Source organism: Dysgonomonas sp. HGC4, from assembly GCF_001261715.1.
In the GTDB taxonomy this organism is placed as follows: domain Bacteria; phylum Bacteroidota; class Bacteroidia; order Bacteroidales; family Dysgonomonadaceae; genus Dysgonomonas_A.
Genome location: NZ_CVRU01000092.1, coordinates 85,082 through 101,997, shown reverse-complemented (window position 1 = coordinate 101,997; position 16,916 = coordinate 85,082). Strand labels below are relative to the sequence as shown.

General features: G+C 35.6%; 14 protein-coding genes. 6 read left to right on the top strand and 8 right to left on the bottom strand.

Annotated features, from left to right (window positions below):
• Window positions 1-44: 44 nt before the first annotated feature.
• From eis to ilvA, 3 genes are all read right to left on the bottom strand, one after another.
• Window positions 45-1,268, bottom strand: coding sequence for a GNAT family N-acetyltransferase (eis, locus tag HGC4_RS09705; RefSeq protein ID WP_050709935.1), 1,224 nt, complete (start codon window positions 1,266-1,268; stop codon window positions 45-47).
• Window positions 1,269-1,424: 156 nt separating this feature from the next.
• Window positions 1,425-2,330 (bottom strand): endonuclease/exonuclease/phosphatase family protein, encoded by a 906-nt coding sequence (locus HGC4_RS09700; RefSeq protein WP_050709934.1) that lies wholly within the window; start codon window positions 2,328-2,330, stop codon window positions 1,425-1,427.
• A gap of 161 nt (window positions 2,331-2,491) precedes the next feature.
• Window positions 2,492-3,754 (bottom strand): threonine ammonia-lyase IlvA, encoded by a 1,263-nt coding sequence (ilvA, locus tag HGC4_RS09695; RefSeq protein ID WP_050709933.1) that lies wholly within the window; start codon window positions 3,752-3,754, stop codon window positions 2,492-2,494.
• A gap of 224 nt (window positions 3,755-3,978) precedes the next feature.
• Here ilvA and HGC4_RS09690 point away from each other — a divergent pair, with 224 nt between their 5' ends.
• The 3 genes from HGC4_RS09690 (at window position 3,979) to HGC4_RS09680 (ending at window position 7,563) form a co-directional block, all read left to right on the top strand.
• Window positions 3,979-5,043, top strand: a complete 1,065-nt coding sequence (locus tag HGC4_RS09690) for a hypothetical protein (RefSeq protein WP_050709932.1) — start codon at window positions 3,979-3,981, stop codon at window positions 5,041-5,043.
• A gap of 101 nt (window positions 5,044-5,144) precedes the next feature.
• Window positions 5,145-6,215: a hypothetical protein gene (locus HGC4_RS09685; RefSeq protein ID WP_050709931.1), complete on the top strand. Its 1,071-nt coding sequence runs from the start codon at window positions 5,145-5,147 to the stop codon at window positions 6,213-6,215.
• A gap of 79 nt (window positions 6,216-6,294) precedes the next feature.
• Window positions 6,295-7,563 carry a replication-associated recombination protein A gene (locus HGC4_RS09680; RefSeq protein WP_050709930.1) on the top strand — a complete coding sequence of 423 codons (1,269 nt, stop codon included), beginning with the start codon at window positions 6,295-6,297 and terminating at the stop codon, window positions 7,561-7,563.
• Between the two features lie 99 nt (window positions 7,564-7,662).
• Here HGC4_RS09680 and HGC4_RS09675 read toward each other — a convergent pair whose 3' ends face one another.
• Entirely contained in the window at window positions 7,663-9,222 is a 1,560-nt protein-coding gene (locus HGC4_RS09675) for an NAD(P)/FAD-dependent oxidoreductase (protein WP_050709929.1), read from the bottom strand.
• 277 nt (window positions 9,223-9,499) lie between these two features.
• Here HGC4_RS09675 and HGC4_RS09670 point away from each other — a divergent pair, with 277 nt between their 5' ends.
• From HGC4_RS09670 to hemH, 3 genes are all read left to right on the top strand, one after another.
• The gene (locus HGC4_RS09670) at window positions 9,500-9,946 is read left to right on the top strand and encodes a NanQ anomerase/TabA/YiaL family protein (RefSeq protein ID WP_050709928.1); all 447 of its coding nucleotides are present in this window, start codon (window positions 9,500-9,502) and stop codon (window positions 9,944-9,946) included.
• Between the two features lie 36 nt (window positions 9,947-9,982).
• On the top strand, window positions 9,983-10,960 hold the full coding sequence (locus HGC4_RS09665; RefSeq protein ID WP_050709927.1) for a type I phosphomannose isomerase catalytic subunit: 978 nt from the start codon (window positions 9,983-9,985) through the stop codon (window positions 10,958-10,960).
• A 558-nt stretch (window positions 10,961-11,518) separates the two neighbouring features.
• Entirely contained in the window at window positions 11,519-12,487 is a 969-nt protein-coding gene (gene hemH, locus HGC4_RS09660; protein WP_050709926.1) for a ferrochelatase, read from the top strand.
• A gap of 61 nt (window positions 12,488-12,548) precedes the next feature.
• Here hemH and HGC4_RS09655 read toward each other — a convergent pair whose 3' ends face one another.
• The 4 genes from HGC4_RS09655 to HGC4_RS09640 all read right to left on the bottom strand — a co-directional run bounded on the left by HGC4_RS09655 (window position 12,549) and on the right by HGC4_RS09640 (window position 16,843).
• A complete protein-coding gene (locus HGC4_RS09655; RefSeq protein WP_242047143.1) occupies window positions 12,549-13,073 on the bottom strand; it encodes a gliding motility lipoprotein GldH in 525 nt (174 codons plus the stop codon).
• Window positions 13,021-14,631: a PSP1 domain-containing protein gene (locus HGC4_RS09650; RefSeq protein ID WP_050709924.1), complete on the bottom strand. Its 1,611-nt coding sequence runs from the start codon at window positions 14,629-14,631 to the stop codon at window positions 13,021-13,023. Before HGC4_RS09650 ends, HGC4_RS09655 begins: the two co-directional genes overlap by 53 nt.
• 53 nt (window positions 14,632-14,684) lie before the next feature.
• Window positions 14,685-15,803: a DNA polymerase III subunit gene (locus tag HGC4_RS09645; RefSeq protein ID WP_050709923.1), complete on the bottom strand. Its 1,119-nt coding sequence runs from the start codon at window positions 15,801-15,803 to the stop codon at window positions 14,685-14,687.
• Window positions 15,804-15,892: 89 nt separating this feature from the next.
• Window positions 15,893-16,843 (bottom strand): methylenetetrahydrofolate reductase, encoded by a 951-nt coding sequence (locus HGC4_RS09640; protein ID WP_050709922.1) that lies wholly within the window; start codon window positions 16,841-16,843, stop codon window positions 15,893-15,895.
• Window positions 16,844-16,916 lie beyond the last annotated feature (73 nt).

The following is a 16,916-nucleotide window of genomic DNA, read 5'->3' as shown; positions in this document are numbered from 1 at the left end:
ATGTAAGACATAGGGCTTCGCTTATTTTATAGGCTAAAAAACAATTAAAAATAATCAGAAAAATAGGGCTGATTATCTGGAATTATTTGTTCAAGTATTTCTAATGTACTACTATCAGCCTCAATACGCTCTATCTTATGCAAATAAGACGGGCTACGATAAGACATTAACATAGTAGTCAAAGTTTGAATATCTAAATAGACAGCTTTACCTACTACTTCATTTGTAAGCGTAAGCTTTCCTTTTTCATTTTTATAGAGACCAAATACTCCATTATTCCATTCTGCAATAGAATCTGAAACTACAAAATGGAAAGGTGTAAATATATCCGATTCTTTAAAGGGGAAGTTATTCAAGAACTCAGTCACATCAACTACCCTTGCCATGTAATAAGGCTCTATAGTCTCTTTTATTTGTCCGTCATCTAAAAGGAAATGAAGAGGGTCATTCTTATAGATATTTCCTTGTACCTCATCTACCATCGAATAATGAGCATAGACAAAATTCCAAAGACCTACCCTAGCCTCTTGATTCAAATAAATAATATCTTTGATATGAAATATATCTTCTTCTATCCAATATAAAATATACCCCTGCGGAACATCATCTTTATCATAATAGACGGCAGCCGTCCGTTCATCTTCGTTTTCCCATCTCCAATACTCTTCCCACTCTTGTTTTCCTCGAATTAAAGCACCATGATTACTTCGTGCAAATTTATCATAAACAGCAATCACATCTTTATCGGTAACGGGAAGTCTCTCAGCAAAACCTTTTACACCAACATTTTTAGGTATTTGACTATCCTTTATGGTAAAAGTCAAATGATCGGACATTATCTCCCACCCCTTACGTCGATAATAGGGTATTGAATAAGGATAAAGGTAGGAGATCCATTGCCCCTTATCCCTCATTATTTGCAGTCCCGATTTTATTAAATCGTTCATCAAACCTAAATTGGCATACTCAGGATATGTACCAACACCTGTAAGACCACCCATCGAAAATATTTTTCCATGAATATTTACCTGACAAGGATAGATACATAATTGTGACACTAACTGATCTTCGTTGAACCAACCAATCACATCGGCATTTTTAAGGATCGGACGCTTCGATTTTACGATCTCCCCATCCTCGTATCCACTTTCCTGAATATCACTATTTGTTACCTGAAACACATATCGTAACAACTCATTAAACTGGTCTATGTACTCTAATCCAAAGGGTTTTAATGTTAATCGTTCTCTTATTTTATTCCTTTCCATAACCAGATTTATGTTATTTTCTAAAAGTATTAAATCTCCTTATTTAACGGGATACAGAAAAAATTGTTTACTGTACATCCTTTATTCGATTCTGAATAGAGTTATAATAAGAAAAGGAGGAATATCTCCCTCCTCTTTTATCTTGCTATTACTATATTACTTATAGCTCATATCACTTCTTTTAACAGGCTCAATTATCCATTCAGCATTAACTAAAACAGGAAAGTGATCTGATGGAAATTTTCCGATGTTATAAGTATCTGTCAACATTCCCCATCTATTAGTTTGGAAATGTTTGCTAAAATAGATATGATCTAATATTTCGTTATTACTTATGATACCTCTATCCAATGCATCTAATTGGTCAAGAGGTTTACCCCATGCATTAAATGAAGAGTTGTTTGCATATGGTTTTTCAACATCATAATAAGTATCTCTCAAAATTCCCGAATTATTGATGATTTGAGCCCACGAACTATTCATTCCGCCATTAAGGTCGCCCATAAATATCACAGGATTATCACCTGCTATTTCTTTAATCTTAGCCAGTACCAGTTTACTACTCTCATTACGTGCATAATCTTTCTCATAATCGTAGTGTGCACTGAATGCGAAGAATTTCTTTCCCGATTCTATATCCTGCAATTCGACCCAAGTACAAATACGATTACAACAAGGCGCATCCCAACTTTTAGAAGGAACATCGGGAGTTGCAGACAACCAGAAGTCTCCTTTATTTAATAATTTATATTTAGCCGTTTTATAAAATATAGCAGAATGTTCTCCTTGATTATTTCCATCTCTACCCTCTCCATAATAGTCATAGCCAGGTAAAGCAGCCTTCATATCTTCTAATTGATGTGGCAAAGCTTCCTGCGTTCCGAAGAAATCAAAATCGTGATACTGCACTAGTTTAGCAATATACGGAGAACGATCATTCCACATATTACCCACATCCGATGGATTATCGTTTCGAACATTATAAGTTCCTACATTAAAATTTTGTGCATTAATAGCAAAGGCAGCCATTAGTAGTACTGCACTGATAAAAAATTGTTTCATGATAAAATAAATTTGAGAACTAAAGGTAATAAGTAAAACTAAGTATTTAATAATATATTCTCAGAATATAACGTTCTATAACTGTTTTACCAACCAAAGTAACAAAAGAAAAAGAGACATAATAAATTACGCCTCTTACCTTATCTTCATTAAAAGATAAACTATACTATATATTTCCCCAAGTCGCTATTTGGATCAAGCTGGGTAAAATCGAGTCCATATTTAAGCATTCGGGCAATCAAATTATCGTATTCTCCTACCGTATCTACTTCTATACCTATTAGCGCAGGACCATTTTCACGATCGTTCTTCTTCATATATTCAAAACGAACAATATCGTCATGCTCAGATAAAACTTCATTTACAAAATCCTTAAGCGCATTCGTACGTTGTGGAAGTCTGATGATGAAGTAATGTTTCAAGCCTTCAAAAATCAAAGAGCGTTCTTTGATTTCTTGCATACGGTTAATGTCATTATTACTTCCGCTTACTATGCAAACTACATTCTTTCCTTTTATCTCCTCCGAATATTGATTCAAAGCCGTAATAGCTAATGCTCCTGCAGGTTCTACTACAATAGCATCTTTATTGTATAGCTTAAGAATAGTAGTACATACTTCACCCTCCTGAACCAGGCAAATATCATCTGCAACTTTCCTGCAAATAGGATAAGTTATATCTCCCGCACGTTGAACCGCTGCTCCATCAACAAACTTATTTATATGAGCTAGTGTTACCGGATGCTTCTCATCGAAAGCAGCCTTCATACAAGGTGCTCCCGCAGGTTCTACTCCTATTATTTTGGTATTGGGCGAATGATCTTTTATATATGCACCCACTCCAGCGCATAAACCACCTCCTCCAATAGGAATAAAAAGATAGTCGATAGTTCCTTTAGGAATTTCTTTTAAAATTTCGAGACCTATTGTACCCTGCCCTGCTATCACCTGAGGATGATCGAAAGGAGGAATAAAAGTCATATTATGCTCTTTTGTATATATTTTTGCAGCATTGGCACAATCGTCGAATGTATCTCCAACCAAGACTATTTCGATATTGCCATTACCAAACATTCTCGTTTGCTCTATCTTTTGCTTAGGTGTAATTTTCGGCATAAAAATAACGCCTCTCACACCCATCTGATTGCAACTATAAGCAACTCCTTGTGCATGATTACCAGCACTGGCACACACCACTCCTTTTTTCAGAAGCTCGGCATCCAAACAACTCGTCATATTATACGCACCTCTTAACTTATAAGAACGTACTACTTGCAAGTCCTCACGCTTCAAATATATATTTGAGTCGAAAGTACGCGATAATGAGAGATTTAATTCTAATGGAGTTTTTCTGATAACCTCGCTCAATCTGATTGCAGCTTCTTCAATATGAAGATCAAATTCTTCAGTAATTTTTGGTAGCATTTAATTTTGTATCGTTACATTTTGCATTGGCAAATGTACAAATTAGATAGATTATATACACGATATAAATACTGTAAATAATTAGACAGAGATTATTCTGACCTAACTATCTATTATGCAACACCATTACAAAAACACCAGAAAGGTCTAAAACTTTCTTTTTATTGAATATCCTCAGATTTATTTTACCTTTGTTATTACTCAAACACTAAATAAGCTAATAGATGAATCATAATCTGGAAATACAAAAGATATTATTGAAATTGGATACATTATCGCATCCAGAAGATAAAATAAATTTACTGAAACAAGCCATTCAGATTGCAGATGCTAATAACGATCTCGATTGGGGGTTCGATTTGCGACTTGATCTTATATCACAAGAAAAAGACACATCGCATTGTACTGAAAGTTTTCCTGCCTTTACGTGGATACTTAGTGCTTACGATTCTAACTCTGAGTTATTTAATGAAGATGATTTTCTTTGGGAATACAAATGGATGGCAGCCGCAGCAAGGCGTAATGTGAACATTTCGCGTCAGCAAGTAGAATCTATTATGGCTGATCTTAAAGTAAGGATGGAACGCAACGGATATACTCCTCGCGGATATTACAGCGTAATGATCTATTGGAATCTATTCATTGGCGATATGCAGGAAGCTAATAAATACCTAGAGCTACGCGATAATACGACACGAGACAGAATGTCGCACTGCCCCGCTTGTGAACTAGATACAAGAGTAGAAATAGAACTTATAGAAGGTCAGTTTGACAAAGCTATTACTACTGCAAATGATTTAATTACTAAAAAGCTTACGTGTGGCGTTATGCCTCTCTCCACTTTTTGTAATTTGACTTATTACCTGTCTAAAGCAGCTGATGAAAGAGCTGCCGAGTTCTTCGAAAAAGCAGAAGAGGAAATTGCTGAAGCAGAAGAAAACGATTCTTCTCTTATTTCGAATATATCAGATCTTATTTATTATCTGAATAAGTATGATAGAAACAGAGGTTGGGAATATTTCCAAAAATATGCTGAGTGGGAAATTGGAGCAGAGGATTCTATTAGTTTCGACTTTTCTAAAAACATTCTGACTTTATTGAAAGAGGATGGGCAAAAGCAATTGACTATGAGCGAAAAGCTTCCTTATTTCAAAGCAGATGGTAATTACAATATAGCTGATCTTTACGATTATTATTATAAGAAAGCAAACGAATTGGCTCAACAATTTGACGCTCGTAACGAAACCAATTCGTTCTCGAAAGCGTTAGAAGAAGTTGTATCAGTGTAACTAAAAGTTGTAAGCTTTTCACTGCTTTCGTAAATATACAGATTATAGCTTATGACAATCGGAAAGTATTTCATGAAATACTTTCATTTACTTAAAATAGAATGAATTATAATCTAGAGATACAAAAAATACTTTTAGAAACTGAGAATTCCAACAACGCAGACGACATAATCAAGTTATTAAAGCAAGCAATTCAGATTGCAGATGCCAATAATGATATAGATTGGGGATTCGATCTCAGAATGGATTTAATTCGTAACGAACAGTTTACTGCTCACTCGCGTGAAAGTTTTCCTGCATTTGCATGGATTTTGAATGCTTATGATTCTGATCCCGAATTCTTTTCGGAAGAAGAAATTCTGAATGAATACAAATGGATGGCATCTGTATCATACAATAATCTGAATATATCGAAAGCACAGGTAGAAGCCATTCTTGAAGATTTTAGACAGAGGTCTATCAAATATGGAATGAGTAGTCGCGAATATTACAATGTAATGGCTAACTGGTCTCTATTTCTGGGTAGCAGAGAAGATGCACGTAAATATCTCGATTTAAGAGATAGTGAAGCGGAAGACAACATGACCTCTTTGAGTAATGACCTCATTACAACCATATATGTTGAAATGTTTGAAGGAGACTTCGACAAGGCTATTTCTCATATTCAGGAGTTCATGGCAAAGAAATCTGTCCACAAGATGAATCATATACCTGTTTATAGTGGGCTTATCTATTATTTTGGAGGAAAAATGAATGATCCGAGAGCAGCCGAATATTTTGCCGAAGTTGATAAAGAATTTTCAGAATTAGCTCATTTTCCTTTTCAGTTATACGAAGTTACTTTAGTGATGTACTATATGTCTAAGCATGAAAAAGAAAAAGCATGGATATATTTCTGTAAATATGTCAACTGGGAGATTAGTGCGGAAGACGGCATTCGATTCGACTTTGCAGCCTCTACACTTGCATTATTTAAAGGAGGAGGTACTCGGGTTATAGAAGGCATAAATAGCGATCATACTTATTACAGAGAAGATAACACCTATAATCTGGATGATCTGTACAATCACTATTATACTATTGCAACCAATTTGGCACAACGATTTGATGAGCGAAATGGCAATACCCATTTTAGCGAACAATTAGACGAAGTGCTTCAACAAATAAATTAAGGTCTCGGGAGTATAACAGCAAATACTATTATCATTTTCGAAACATGCCGTTTTATATTATCATTAACTTAGAATAGTCATGAGCCAGCCTTTAGCAGAACGCCTACGTCCCAGATCATTGGACGAATACATCGGTCAAAAACATTTGGTCGGCGAAGGAGCCGTATTACGCCGAATGATAGAATCGGGTCGTGTTCCCTCTTTTCTTTTATGGGGACCTCCGGGTGTAGGAAAAACAACTCTGGCTCAAATCATTGCGAATACACTTGACACCCCTTTTTACACATTAAGTGCTATTAACTCGGGAGTAAAAGATGTACGCGAGGTTATAGATACGGCAAAAAAGAATACTTTTTTCAATACCACAAAAAGTCCTATTCTTTTTATTGATGAAATTCACCGTTTCAGTAAATCTCAACAAGATTCACTTCTTGGAGCTGTCGAAACAGGTGTAATCACATTGATAGGGGCAACTACCGAAAACCCTTCTTTTGAAGTTATTCGTCCGCTTCTTTCACGCTGTCAGGTTTATGTCCTCAAATCTTTGGATAAAGCTGATCTCCTTGAACTAATACAAAGAGCAGTAACGCAAGACCTTATTCTCAAAGAAAAAAATATAAATATACAAGAAACGGATGCTCTCCTTAAATACTCGGGAGGTGATGCCCGAAAACTATTAAATATACTTGATCTTGTAATATCGGCAGATGAAGGTGATACCATTATTACAGATAAGATCGTAACAGAACGTCTGCAAGAAAACCCAGCAGCCTACGATAAAGGTGGGGAGATGCATTATGATATAATCTCGGCATTTATCAAGTCTATTCGTGGAAGCGATCCTGATGCTGCTATATATTGGCTTGCTCGCATGGTTGCAGGAGGTGAAGATCCTAAATTCATAGCTCGCAGGTTAGTTATTTCGGCAGCAGAAGATGTCGGTTTAGCAAATCCTAATGCCTTACTTTTGGCAAATGCATGCTTCGATGCCCTTCAAAAAATAGGATGGCCCGAAGGACGTATTATTCTGGCTGAGACTACAGTTTATCTGGCAACTTCTCCCAAAAGTAATTCGGCTTATTTGTCTATCGACAAAGCTTTAGCATTAGTTGAAGAATCAGGAAACTTACCCGTACCTCTGCATCTACGAAATGCCCCGACCAAATTGATGAAAGAGTTGGATTATGGCAAGGAGTACAAGTACGCTCATGATTATAAGGATAATTTTATCCAACAAGATTATATGCCTAAGGAAATAAAAAACACTAGATTCTGGGAACCACAAGCAAACCCTGCTGAATCAAAAATATTGGAACACTTACGTAAATTGTGGAAGAATAGGTATTAAAATCACATACGTTTTATAATCTATACCTTTATTTACTACCACTAAAAAGTAAAGGGTGAATAATTATTCACCCTTACAATATATCATATCAATTAGTAATTAGCCCTTTAAAACATTTGCTAAAGCTTCAGCACAACGCTCACCATCCATTCCGGCAGAAACTATTCCACCAGCATAACCAGCACCTTCACCACAAGGATAAAGACCTTTTATCTCCACATGTTGCATTGTTTCTCTATCACGCAAAACACGAATAGGCGACGATGTACGACTTTCAACAGCTAATAAAACAGCCTCATTAGTCAAATAACCTTTATAGCTTGCTCCTACTTTTTGAAGTCCATCTTGCAAACGTTGTAAAATGAATGGAGGTAGCCAATCATGCAAATTAGACGATACAATACCCGGAGCATACGATGTTTTGGGTAATTCTGTACTTTGTACATTATTCACAAAATCGACCATAAGCTGTGCTGGTGCAACCTGAGTTTTACCTCCCGCAATCCAAGCTTTTTCTTCTATGTCTTCTTGAAATTTCAAAAGTTCAAGTTCTCCATATTTTTGGTATTCGGGAAAATCTCCCGGATGTATTTCTACGACAATTCCAGAGTTTGACCATTTCGATCCACGGTTAGAAGGTGACATTCCATTTACAACCAACTGACGCTCTCCACTGGCAGCAGCTACAACAATTCCACCCGGACACATACAGAACGAATATACCCCTCTATCTCCTGATTGAACCACAAAGCTATACTCAGCAGTAGGTAGGTATTCTCCTCTTCCTTCAGGGCTATGATATTGTATCTGATCAATCAAGTGTACAGGATGTTCTACACGAACACCTATAGCTAGGCCTTTGGCTTCTATCTTTACCTTTTTATCATGCAACATGTAATATACATCTCTAGCCGAATGACCAGTTGCTAATATTACATATCCTTCAAATATCTTACCGGTATTAGTTTTAATCCCTTTTACCTCATTGTTTTCGATGAGTAACTCATCCATACGAGTTTCGAAATGCACTTCTCCGCCTGCTGAAATTATTTGCTCACGCATTTTTTGAATAATTGCTGGCAATTTATCTGTACCAATATGGGGATGTGCATCAATCAAAATATCAGTAGTTGCACCATGTTGACAAAATACATTCAATATTTTATCTGCATTACCACGTTTTTTACTCCGTGTATATAATTTACCATCCGAATATGCTCCTGCACCACCTTCTCCAAAACAATAATTAGAGTCGCCGTCAACAATGTGCTCTCTATTAATTGTAGCTAGGTCTTTTTTACGCTCTCTTACCGATTTGCCTCTTTCAACAACAATCGGTTTAACTCCTAGCTCTATTAGTCGTAAAGCGGCAAACAATCCACCGGGACCCGCTCCAACTACTATCGCCTGAGTTGCATTGCTTACATCAGGATACTCCGTTTGTTCGAATAACACTTCGGGTTGAGATTCTCCTATATATAGGCGAACACGCAAATTAATGAAAATATTACGCTGACGTGCATCAATAGAACGCTTCAATATACGAACGTCTGTAATTTCAGTCATCTTCGTATTGGTTCTATCAGCAGCAATACCTTTAATAAGGTTAATATCTGCAGCTTGATCGGGGCTTATTCTTAAATCTATATCTTTTTGCATAAAAAATTCAGTCTTTAATCGCAAAGATAAATGAAAATAAAATAGATTACCCTCTTAATAAACTATCTCTATTAAAAAATATGAAAAGAATACCACTATTCAGAAAATAATATTACTTTTCAAAAGATTAAATAAGGTACTTCTAATTCCTATTAAAGCACTAAAGATTGTTTAGCAGAGATTGTTAGAGCAACAATAAATACTTTACTCTACTTATTCGTATTCTATTCTTGCAATAAATTGTTACTTTTGTCTATAATCTTAAATAAAAAACATCATGATAATAGACAGTATTGAAAAAATTTCAAACTATGAAAGCTTGAATCCATTTTTTCCTAAAGCGATTGAGTTTATCAAATCTCTGGATATGAAAAATCTTGCACTAGGAAAAGTTGAAATAGACGGACAAAATATATTTGCAATCATTAGTGAAAGCAATCTAAAAACTCCGGAACAGGCTAGATTAGAGGTACACAATAAGTATTTGGATATACAAATACCCGTTTCTAAGGCTGAAGGCTTTGGATGGATCGAAAGAAGCAGTTTAAAAAAAGAAGCAGCTCCTTTTGACACCACTAAAGACATTCAATTCTTCGAAGATAAACCTACTGTTAGATTTGATTTGATGCCGGGTAACTTTGTTATCTTTTTTCCGCAAGATGGACATGCTCCATGTGTCGGGGAAGGCTCGGTTATTAAGATTGTTATAAAAGTGAAAATGTAATAATAAAAAGATATTAATCAAATTTATATAACAATCATGAATTTATATCCACTGAAATTCAGTCCAATCCTCAAGCCGATCATTTGGGGAGGATCTGATATTTGTAAATTTAAAGGTATCACTCCCCAACAAGACGGAATAGGTGAAAGTTGGGAAATATCGGGGGTTGAAAACAACATTTCAGTTGTTGACAATGGAGACCTTAGAGGTCTTAACCTTCAAAACCTAATAGCACAATATAAAGAGAGTCTTGTAGGAAAACACGTATTTGAGAAATTTGGAGCAACATTTCCTCTTTTAATCAAATTTATAGATGCTAGAGACAATCTATCTATACAGGTTCATCCTGATGACGAATTAGGAATGAAAAGACATAACTCATTCGGAAAAACCGAGATGTGGTATGTTATCAATGCAGCGCCAGGAGCTTTCCTTTATTCAGGATTCGCCAAACCTCTTAGTCCCGACGAATACGTAAAAAGTATTGAAGACAATACCTTTGTAGACTATCTGGCTAAACACGATGTGAAAAAAGGGGATTCTTTCTTCCTTCCTGCAGGACGTGTACACGCTATCGGTGCAGGCACATTTATCGCAGAAATCCAACAAACATCTAACATTACTTATCGTATCTACGATTATAATCGTAAAGATGCAAATGGTAATGGTAGAGAATTACATACAGAGTTGGCTAAGGATGCAATAGATTTTAAATTGTATGATAACTATCAAATAGATTATTCACACAAAGCCAACGACACTGTTCAATTGGAATCGTGTAAATATTTCACAACAAATCTATTGGAACTAGACAAACCTCACACTCAAGACCACAGTGATAAAGATTCTTTTATAATCTATATCTGTATGGATGGTAGTTGTGAAATTAAAGATTCTAATAATACAACAATAGAATTGAAACAAGGCGAGACTTTATTAGTACCCGCAGCAAATACAAAAAGCATCACGATTACTCCTAATAGTTACGTTCAATTATTGGAGACTTATGTATAAATAAGTATCCTGAGAAATCAGAATATCTGATATTCAAGTTACAAAGAGGGATAGAGTTTTTTTACTCTATTCCTTTTTTTTATTACAATACAGACAGATAGAATTAACCTTATTGAGAATTACATTAAGTGTATAAACAACTCTAATTCTAAACATATTAAGAAAAAGCTTAACTACTAAAATTTTAGCATTACAGCGACAACATATAATAGACGAACAGAATTAATCCACACTGATAGAATTTTCAAAACATTACTAATTAAACAGATAAAAAGATCAATCATATTAATTACTCTAAAATCTGATTAATAATCTATTAAAATAGAATACACTAGAAAGCTATTCTAAAGTAAAACAACAATCAAATAGTATAAATAAAATCAATCAGGCAAGAAATTATTATTTTATACGAGAAAGATTCCAATTAGTAATTGGCGTAATTCTTGTCTTTGAGCCTATTCTCCTAAAATGGAACTCTGAGTAATGGCAATAATCAATAATTTATTGTATTTTTATACTTATTACTCTTAAACATATATTTAATTGCAATAAGATCAAATGAGAGGCATTCTTATCATCAATACAGGAAGTCCCAAGACCAAAAATAGAGAAGACGTCAAATTCTTTATTGGGGCTATGTTATCTGACCCGTTGGTAATGACAGCACCGGATTGGCTTAGAACAAGGCTTGCTACTAAAATTATAGCACCGCTGAGAGCCTCTAATTCGGCATCACACTATTCTCTCATTTGGGATGATAAACATACCGAATCGCCCTTATTATACAATACACAACAGTTAGCTAAGAAGATAGAGAAAGCTACCAGCATGCCTGTAGAAATAGCCATGCGCTATGGTTCGCCTTCTATTCCCGAAGCACTAAGTAAACTCAAAGCGAAATGTGCAACTTTACATGAAGTAGTAGTTGTGCCTCTTTTCCCTCAATATGCACAGTCATCTTATAAGACAGTGGTAGAGGCTATTGGAAATCATTTTTATAAGAAGCCATATTCTTTTAGATTGAAAATAGTAGAACCATATTATGATGACCCCAACTATATACATGCTTTGGCTGAAAGCCTGAGGCCTCACATAGCAAAGGGATATGACAGATTGGTATTTAGTTTTCACAGTTTACCGCTGACACATGTTGAAATAGGGTGGGAAAAAGGAAAAGACTTTGATTATGTATATCAAATCAAAGAAACGGTAAGATTAGTTAGTAAAGAGCTAGATATTGACCCTAAAAAGAATAGGATTGTTTATTCTTCGGCAATTGGTCGTAAATGGCTGAAACCTGACTTGAATGAAACTATGAAACAGCTACCCATTGATGGAAGTAAAAGGGTTATTACTATCACTCCGGGATTTCCGGCTGATAATTTAGAGACTCTTTATGATATAGGTATTGTAGCCAGAGATAACTTTATGAAAGCAGGAGGTGAAGAATTTACCTTTGTTCCTTGCTTAAACTTTGAACAATATTGGGTTGAAGGTCTTATTAAAATAATAACGAATAAAGTATAACCTTATAAATAGCCGCATCTACTTCTATATTACTCAGAATAGCGGCAGACAAACGAAAGACTTAATTTTGAGCACTTTCAATCTTAACTCCTATTTTTTCGATACCTAACAAAGGTTCATCACGCATGCCATGCACAATCTTCAATTGATAGTTACGCTTTTCAGAAAACACTACATTCTTCTTGTATAGTAAAGGCAATTGATATAAAGAGCCAAAACCTGAACCATGCCACTTACCTAGTTTATCAGCCAATTCATACTGCTTTTCTTCAAGAGTAAACACACTATCTTCAAAATTATCCAAAGCATATAACCAGATATTCTGATAGGGATAGTCTGAGTTATTTACCAACTCTATCGTCACATCCAAAGGCATATTAAGAGGAACAGATATTGAGTCTATATCGAAATAAAGCGTATCGAGCCTACTCCAACTAGCATCCTTAAGTTCGCTAAAACGATAATATGCCTCTCGTTTTTCACACGAGAGACATACAAATACTATTATTAATATACTTATTATGTATATAAATTTATCCTTCATTCTGAGGCGAATTGTCATTTCGGTTATTATTCCGATTTTCATTATTACGAGGTCGATTTTTAAATCTGTTGTTATTATTTCGACTCTTGCTACGCTGTTGATTAGGATTAGATTCTCTGTTTTCGGGATTAACAACAGCTACATCTTTAGGCTCACGTTCTGTTGCTTGAGCAGCCTCAGTCTGAGGGCGTCCACCACCTTTTACAACCTTCTTCTTCCTATTTTTATTATTAGCATTGTTATCAAAACGATTGATATTATCCTCTAAGATATCCATAGCTCCGGCTTTTTCCTGAACTTCAACATTCTCGATGTCTATTCTCACAGGTTTATTTCCGTTTCTATTCATCTTTATCACCTCATATACACGATCTTTATTTACTGTCACTAAATTGGCAGCAAAATGTTTATCGGTAGAATAGGTCATCATACCCGAAAGTATATCTGTCTTAAAGTGGAAAAATGCACCATCTTTTGTATCCAGTACAATTTCACGAGAAGGCAATTTCTTTTGAGCCTCTACATAAGTATCTACTTCATAATTAAGACAACATTTCAGTTTACCACATTGCCCAGCAAGTTTTTGAGGATTTAAAGATATATCCTGAAAACGAGCCGCAGACGTTGATACCGAAACAAAGTTAGACATAGAACTTGAACAGCATAATTCTCTACCGCAAGGTCCAATCCCTCCTACTCTTCCTGCTTCTTGGCGAGCTCCGATTTGTTTCATTTCAATTTTTACACGGAATTGCTCTGCATAAACCTTGATTAACTGACGGAAATCGACACGCTCATCAGCAATATAGTAAAATATAGCTTTGTTACCATCGCCTTGATACTCTACGTCGCTGATCTTCATATTCAGATTTAGACTCTCTGCAAGTTCACGAGCTCTAAGCATTGTTTTATGCTCCAAAGCCTTTGCTTCATTGAATTTCTCAATATCCAAAGGTTTAGCAACTCGATAGATTCGCTTCTGTTCACCTTGTTGTCCTCTATTATTACTTTTCTTCATTTGCAGAAGAACAAGTTTTCCTGTTAAAGTAACTTCACCGATATCATGTCCAGGAGTAGCTTCTACTGCAACAATATCGCCTTTATACAAATCAAGATTATTACTATTCAAATAATAACCTTTACGTGTATTTTTAAACTGAACCTCTACCATTTGGGTCTCTAATTGAGACTCTGGCATGTCATAAAGCCAGTCAAAAACCTCTAGCTTATGAGTACCTTTACTACTACTTCCACAACAGCCTCCACCTGATGAACACCCTCCGGACGAACAGCCGCCTGAAGAACAACCACCCGATGAGCAACCTCCACCGCCTGACGAACAACAGCTTCCTCCTGTTGATGCTGCCGGAGCAGCCGATTCTGATGATGAACCCGCGGCAGCCTCAGCTTCAGCCTTTTTCAAGGCCCCACCACAAGCTCCTCCCGGATTTTTACCACAACCACAAGCCTTCACTGTCAGTCCATTTACTATAACGGTTTGTTTCTTTCTACCGCATGTACAACCAGTCGGCGTTTTGCATGTGCCTAAACAATCGTTTACCGGTTTGTACTGTTTATTGGGATTTAAATTAAGTTCCATAATGTTTAAAAATAAAACAAAGCCCCTTTTCCGACTTTGTGGGTTTATATTATTTATCTTTTCAAAAGCATGGTTATTTTAAGACATAAGTCAAAAAAAACCATCTTTGCATTTACATTCTGCTCAATATGTCGTTCTGCCAACGCCAATTCAGCAGTAAAATCTATTATGTTTTTTTCGTTGATAAAAGGTGCAAAACGAGTTCCGAAGCGGTTCTCATCCTGATTTAGATATACCATTTCCGAGTGTCTGAGGTTACTGACAAAGTACTCTCGTATCATTCGCTGACAATATACTAAAAAATTCTTTTGCCTTTCTCTTCCAACCGTTGCTATTTCATTAGCAATAGTCTTGATATCTTTGATACTACGAGCATAAGAAGCTCGCATCATCTGTACAAAAAGATTAAAGAAGAACTTATGTTCTTCATCTAAACTTATTGTTTCAACAGCTTTCAGATAGCTACCATTGGCAATGTGGGCTACCGAAACAGCATCTTCGGGTAATATATTATAGTCAGACTTCAAGGCTTCAACAATAGCACTTTCTGTTATATTGTGAATATTGACACGCTGACATCTCGACTGTATTGTTGTTATAATCTGATCGGGCGTGTTAGAGACTAATATAAAAACAGTTTTATCATAGGGTTCTTCTATGATTTTCAACAATTTATTAGCACAAGCCTCGTGCATTTTTTCAGGTAACCAGATGATCATCGTTTTATACTTGGCCTCATATATCTTAAGGCTAAGTTTACGGATTATCTCTTCACTTTCTTTGGCATAAATCATACCCTGAGCATTCTCTGCACCAACATATGCAAGCCATTGACTTAAGCTAAAATAATGATGTTCACCTACAAAAGTTCTCCATTCATTAATATAATCATCACACACCTCTTTTTTATCTTTCTTTATTACTGGAAAAACAAAATGAAGATCGGGATGCGCCAGTTTCTTATATTTAAGACAAGAACTGCATTTTCCACAAGAATCATTATCCTGAGGGTCAAGGCAGTTCAGATATTGGGCATAAGAGATTGCTAGAGATAATTTACCTATCCCTTCCGGTCCGCAAAAGAGTCGGGCATGAGGTATAATACCTTTTTTTACCGAACTTATTAATTGCTCTTTTACGTCTTCCTGCCCTATTATATCTTTAAAAAACACTTTTCTTTATCTTCTTTTTTAGAATAATCACTTGTATATTATCAAACTGCGGAGTCTTTTTTACTTAAACAAGTCCAAGACTTATTTAATTAATATACCTCTTTAGCTATACGACGTACACTTTCGGTAGCCATTAATGCATAAAAATGAATGCTAGGCACTCCGTATCGAATCAATTCTTTACATTGCTTAATACCCCACTCTATACCCACTTCTTTTGCCTCAATATCCGATTTGCATTTTCTCAATTCGGCAGCAAGTTCTTCGGGGATATCAGATCTGAATGTTTTAGGTAAAAGAGTCAGATGATTGATCTTATAAATTGGTTTAACTCCCGGAATGATAGGTATAGTAATACCTTCGGCACGACAGCGTTCTACAAATGAAAAATATTTACTGTTATCGAAAAACATTTGAGTCACAAAATATTCTGCACCTTGCGCCTGCTTCATTTTCAGATAATAGATATCCGACTCTAAATTAGGTGCTTCTTCGTGCTTCTCCGGATAACACGCCATTCCATAAGAAAACGGAGTTTCGAAACGTTCGAAATTACTTCCATCCGCGGTTATGCCTTCGTTAAACTGATTTACTTGTATTTGCAGATCTGTTGCGTATTGATTCATATTACCCGCCAATTGATCAGACTCTAGCTTATGAGCATCACCCCTCAATAATAAAAGATTATGAATGCCTAAGAAGTTTAAATCGATCAAAGCATATTCTGTTTCCTCTTTACTGAAACCTTTACAGATCATGTGAGGAATAGCTGTAATATTGTACTTGTTCTGTATAGAGGCTGCAATAGCCACAGTGCCCGGGCGTTTTCTTACATTCACCTTCGTTACTGTTCCATCGGGCATCTCCTTATATATATTCTCGCTATGGTGCGTTGTAATATTTATATACTTAGGGTCAAACTCAATCAACTTATCTATTATATTGTACGCTTTCTGAATACTATTTCCTTTTAAAGGAGGTAATATCTCAAAAGAAAAAGCGGTTTTTCCATTATTTTGAATTAAATCTGTGACCTTCATTATCCGTATTTACTCTTTAAGTAATGTGAATATTTGATGCTATATTTTAAAGTTATAGCTAAACTATAGTTAT

What these genes read in the sequence shown, in the direction of transcription:
- ilvA (WP_050709933.1), bottom strand. Translation starts at nt 3,754, where the DNA reads ATGCTACCAAAAATTACTGAAGAATTTGATCTTCATATTGAAGAAGCT.
- HGC4_RS09670 (WP_050709928.1), top strand. Translation starts at nt 9,500, where the DNA reads ATGATAATAGACAGTATTGAAAAAATTTCAAACTATGAAAGCTTGAAT.
- HGC4_RS09680 (WP_050709930.1), top strand. Translation starts at nt 6,295, where the DNA reads ATGAGCCAGCCTTTAGCAGAACGCCTACGTCCCAGATCATTGGACGAA.
- hemH (WP_050709926.1), top strand. Translation starts at nt 11,519, where the DNA reads ATGAGAGGCATTCTTATCATCAATACAGGAAGTCCCAAGACCAAAAAT.
- HGC4_RS09675 (WP_050709929.1), bottom strand. Translation starts at nt 9,222, where the DNA reads ATGCAAAAAGATATAGATTTAAGAATAAGCCCCGATCAAGCTGCAGAT.
- HGC4_RS09640 (WP_050709922.1), bottom strand. Translation starts at nt 16,843, where the DNA reads ATGAAGGTCACAGATTTAATTCAAAATAATGGAAAAACCGCTTTTTCT.
- HGC4_RS09685 (WP_050709931.1), top strand. Translation starts at nt 5,145, where the DNA reads ATGAATTATAATCTAGAGATACAAAAAATACTTTTAGAAACTGAGAAT.
- HGC4_RS09700 (WP_050709934.1), bottom strand. Translation starts at nt 2,330, where the DNA reads ATGAAACAATTTTTTATCAGTGCAGTACTACTAATGGCTGCCTTTGCT.
- HGC4_RS09665 (WP_050709927.1), top strand. Translation starts at nt 9,983, where the DNA reads ATGAATTTATATCCACTGAAATTCAGTCCAATCCTCAAGCCGATCATT.
- HGC4_RS09650 (WP_050709924.1), bottom strand. Translation starts at nt 14,631, where the DNA reads ATGGAACTTAATTTAAATCCCAATAAACAGTACAAACCGGTAAACGAT.
- HGC4_RS09690 (WP_050709932.1), top strand. Translation starts at nt 3,979, where the DNA reads ATGAATCATAATCTGGAAATACAAAAGATATTATTGAAATTGGATACA.
- HGC4_RS09655 (WP_242047143.1), bottom strand. Translation starts at nt 13,073, where the DNA reads ATGAAAATCGGAATAATAACCGAAATGACAATTCGCCTCAGAATGAAG.
- eis (WP_050709935.1), bottom strand. Translation starts at nt 1,268, where the DNA reads ATGGAAAGGAATAAAATAAGAGAACGATTAACATTAAAACCCTTTGGA.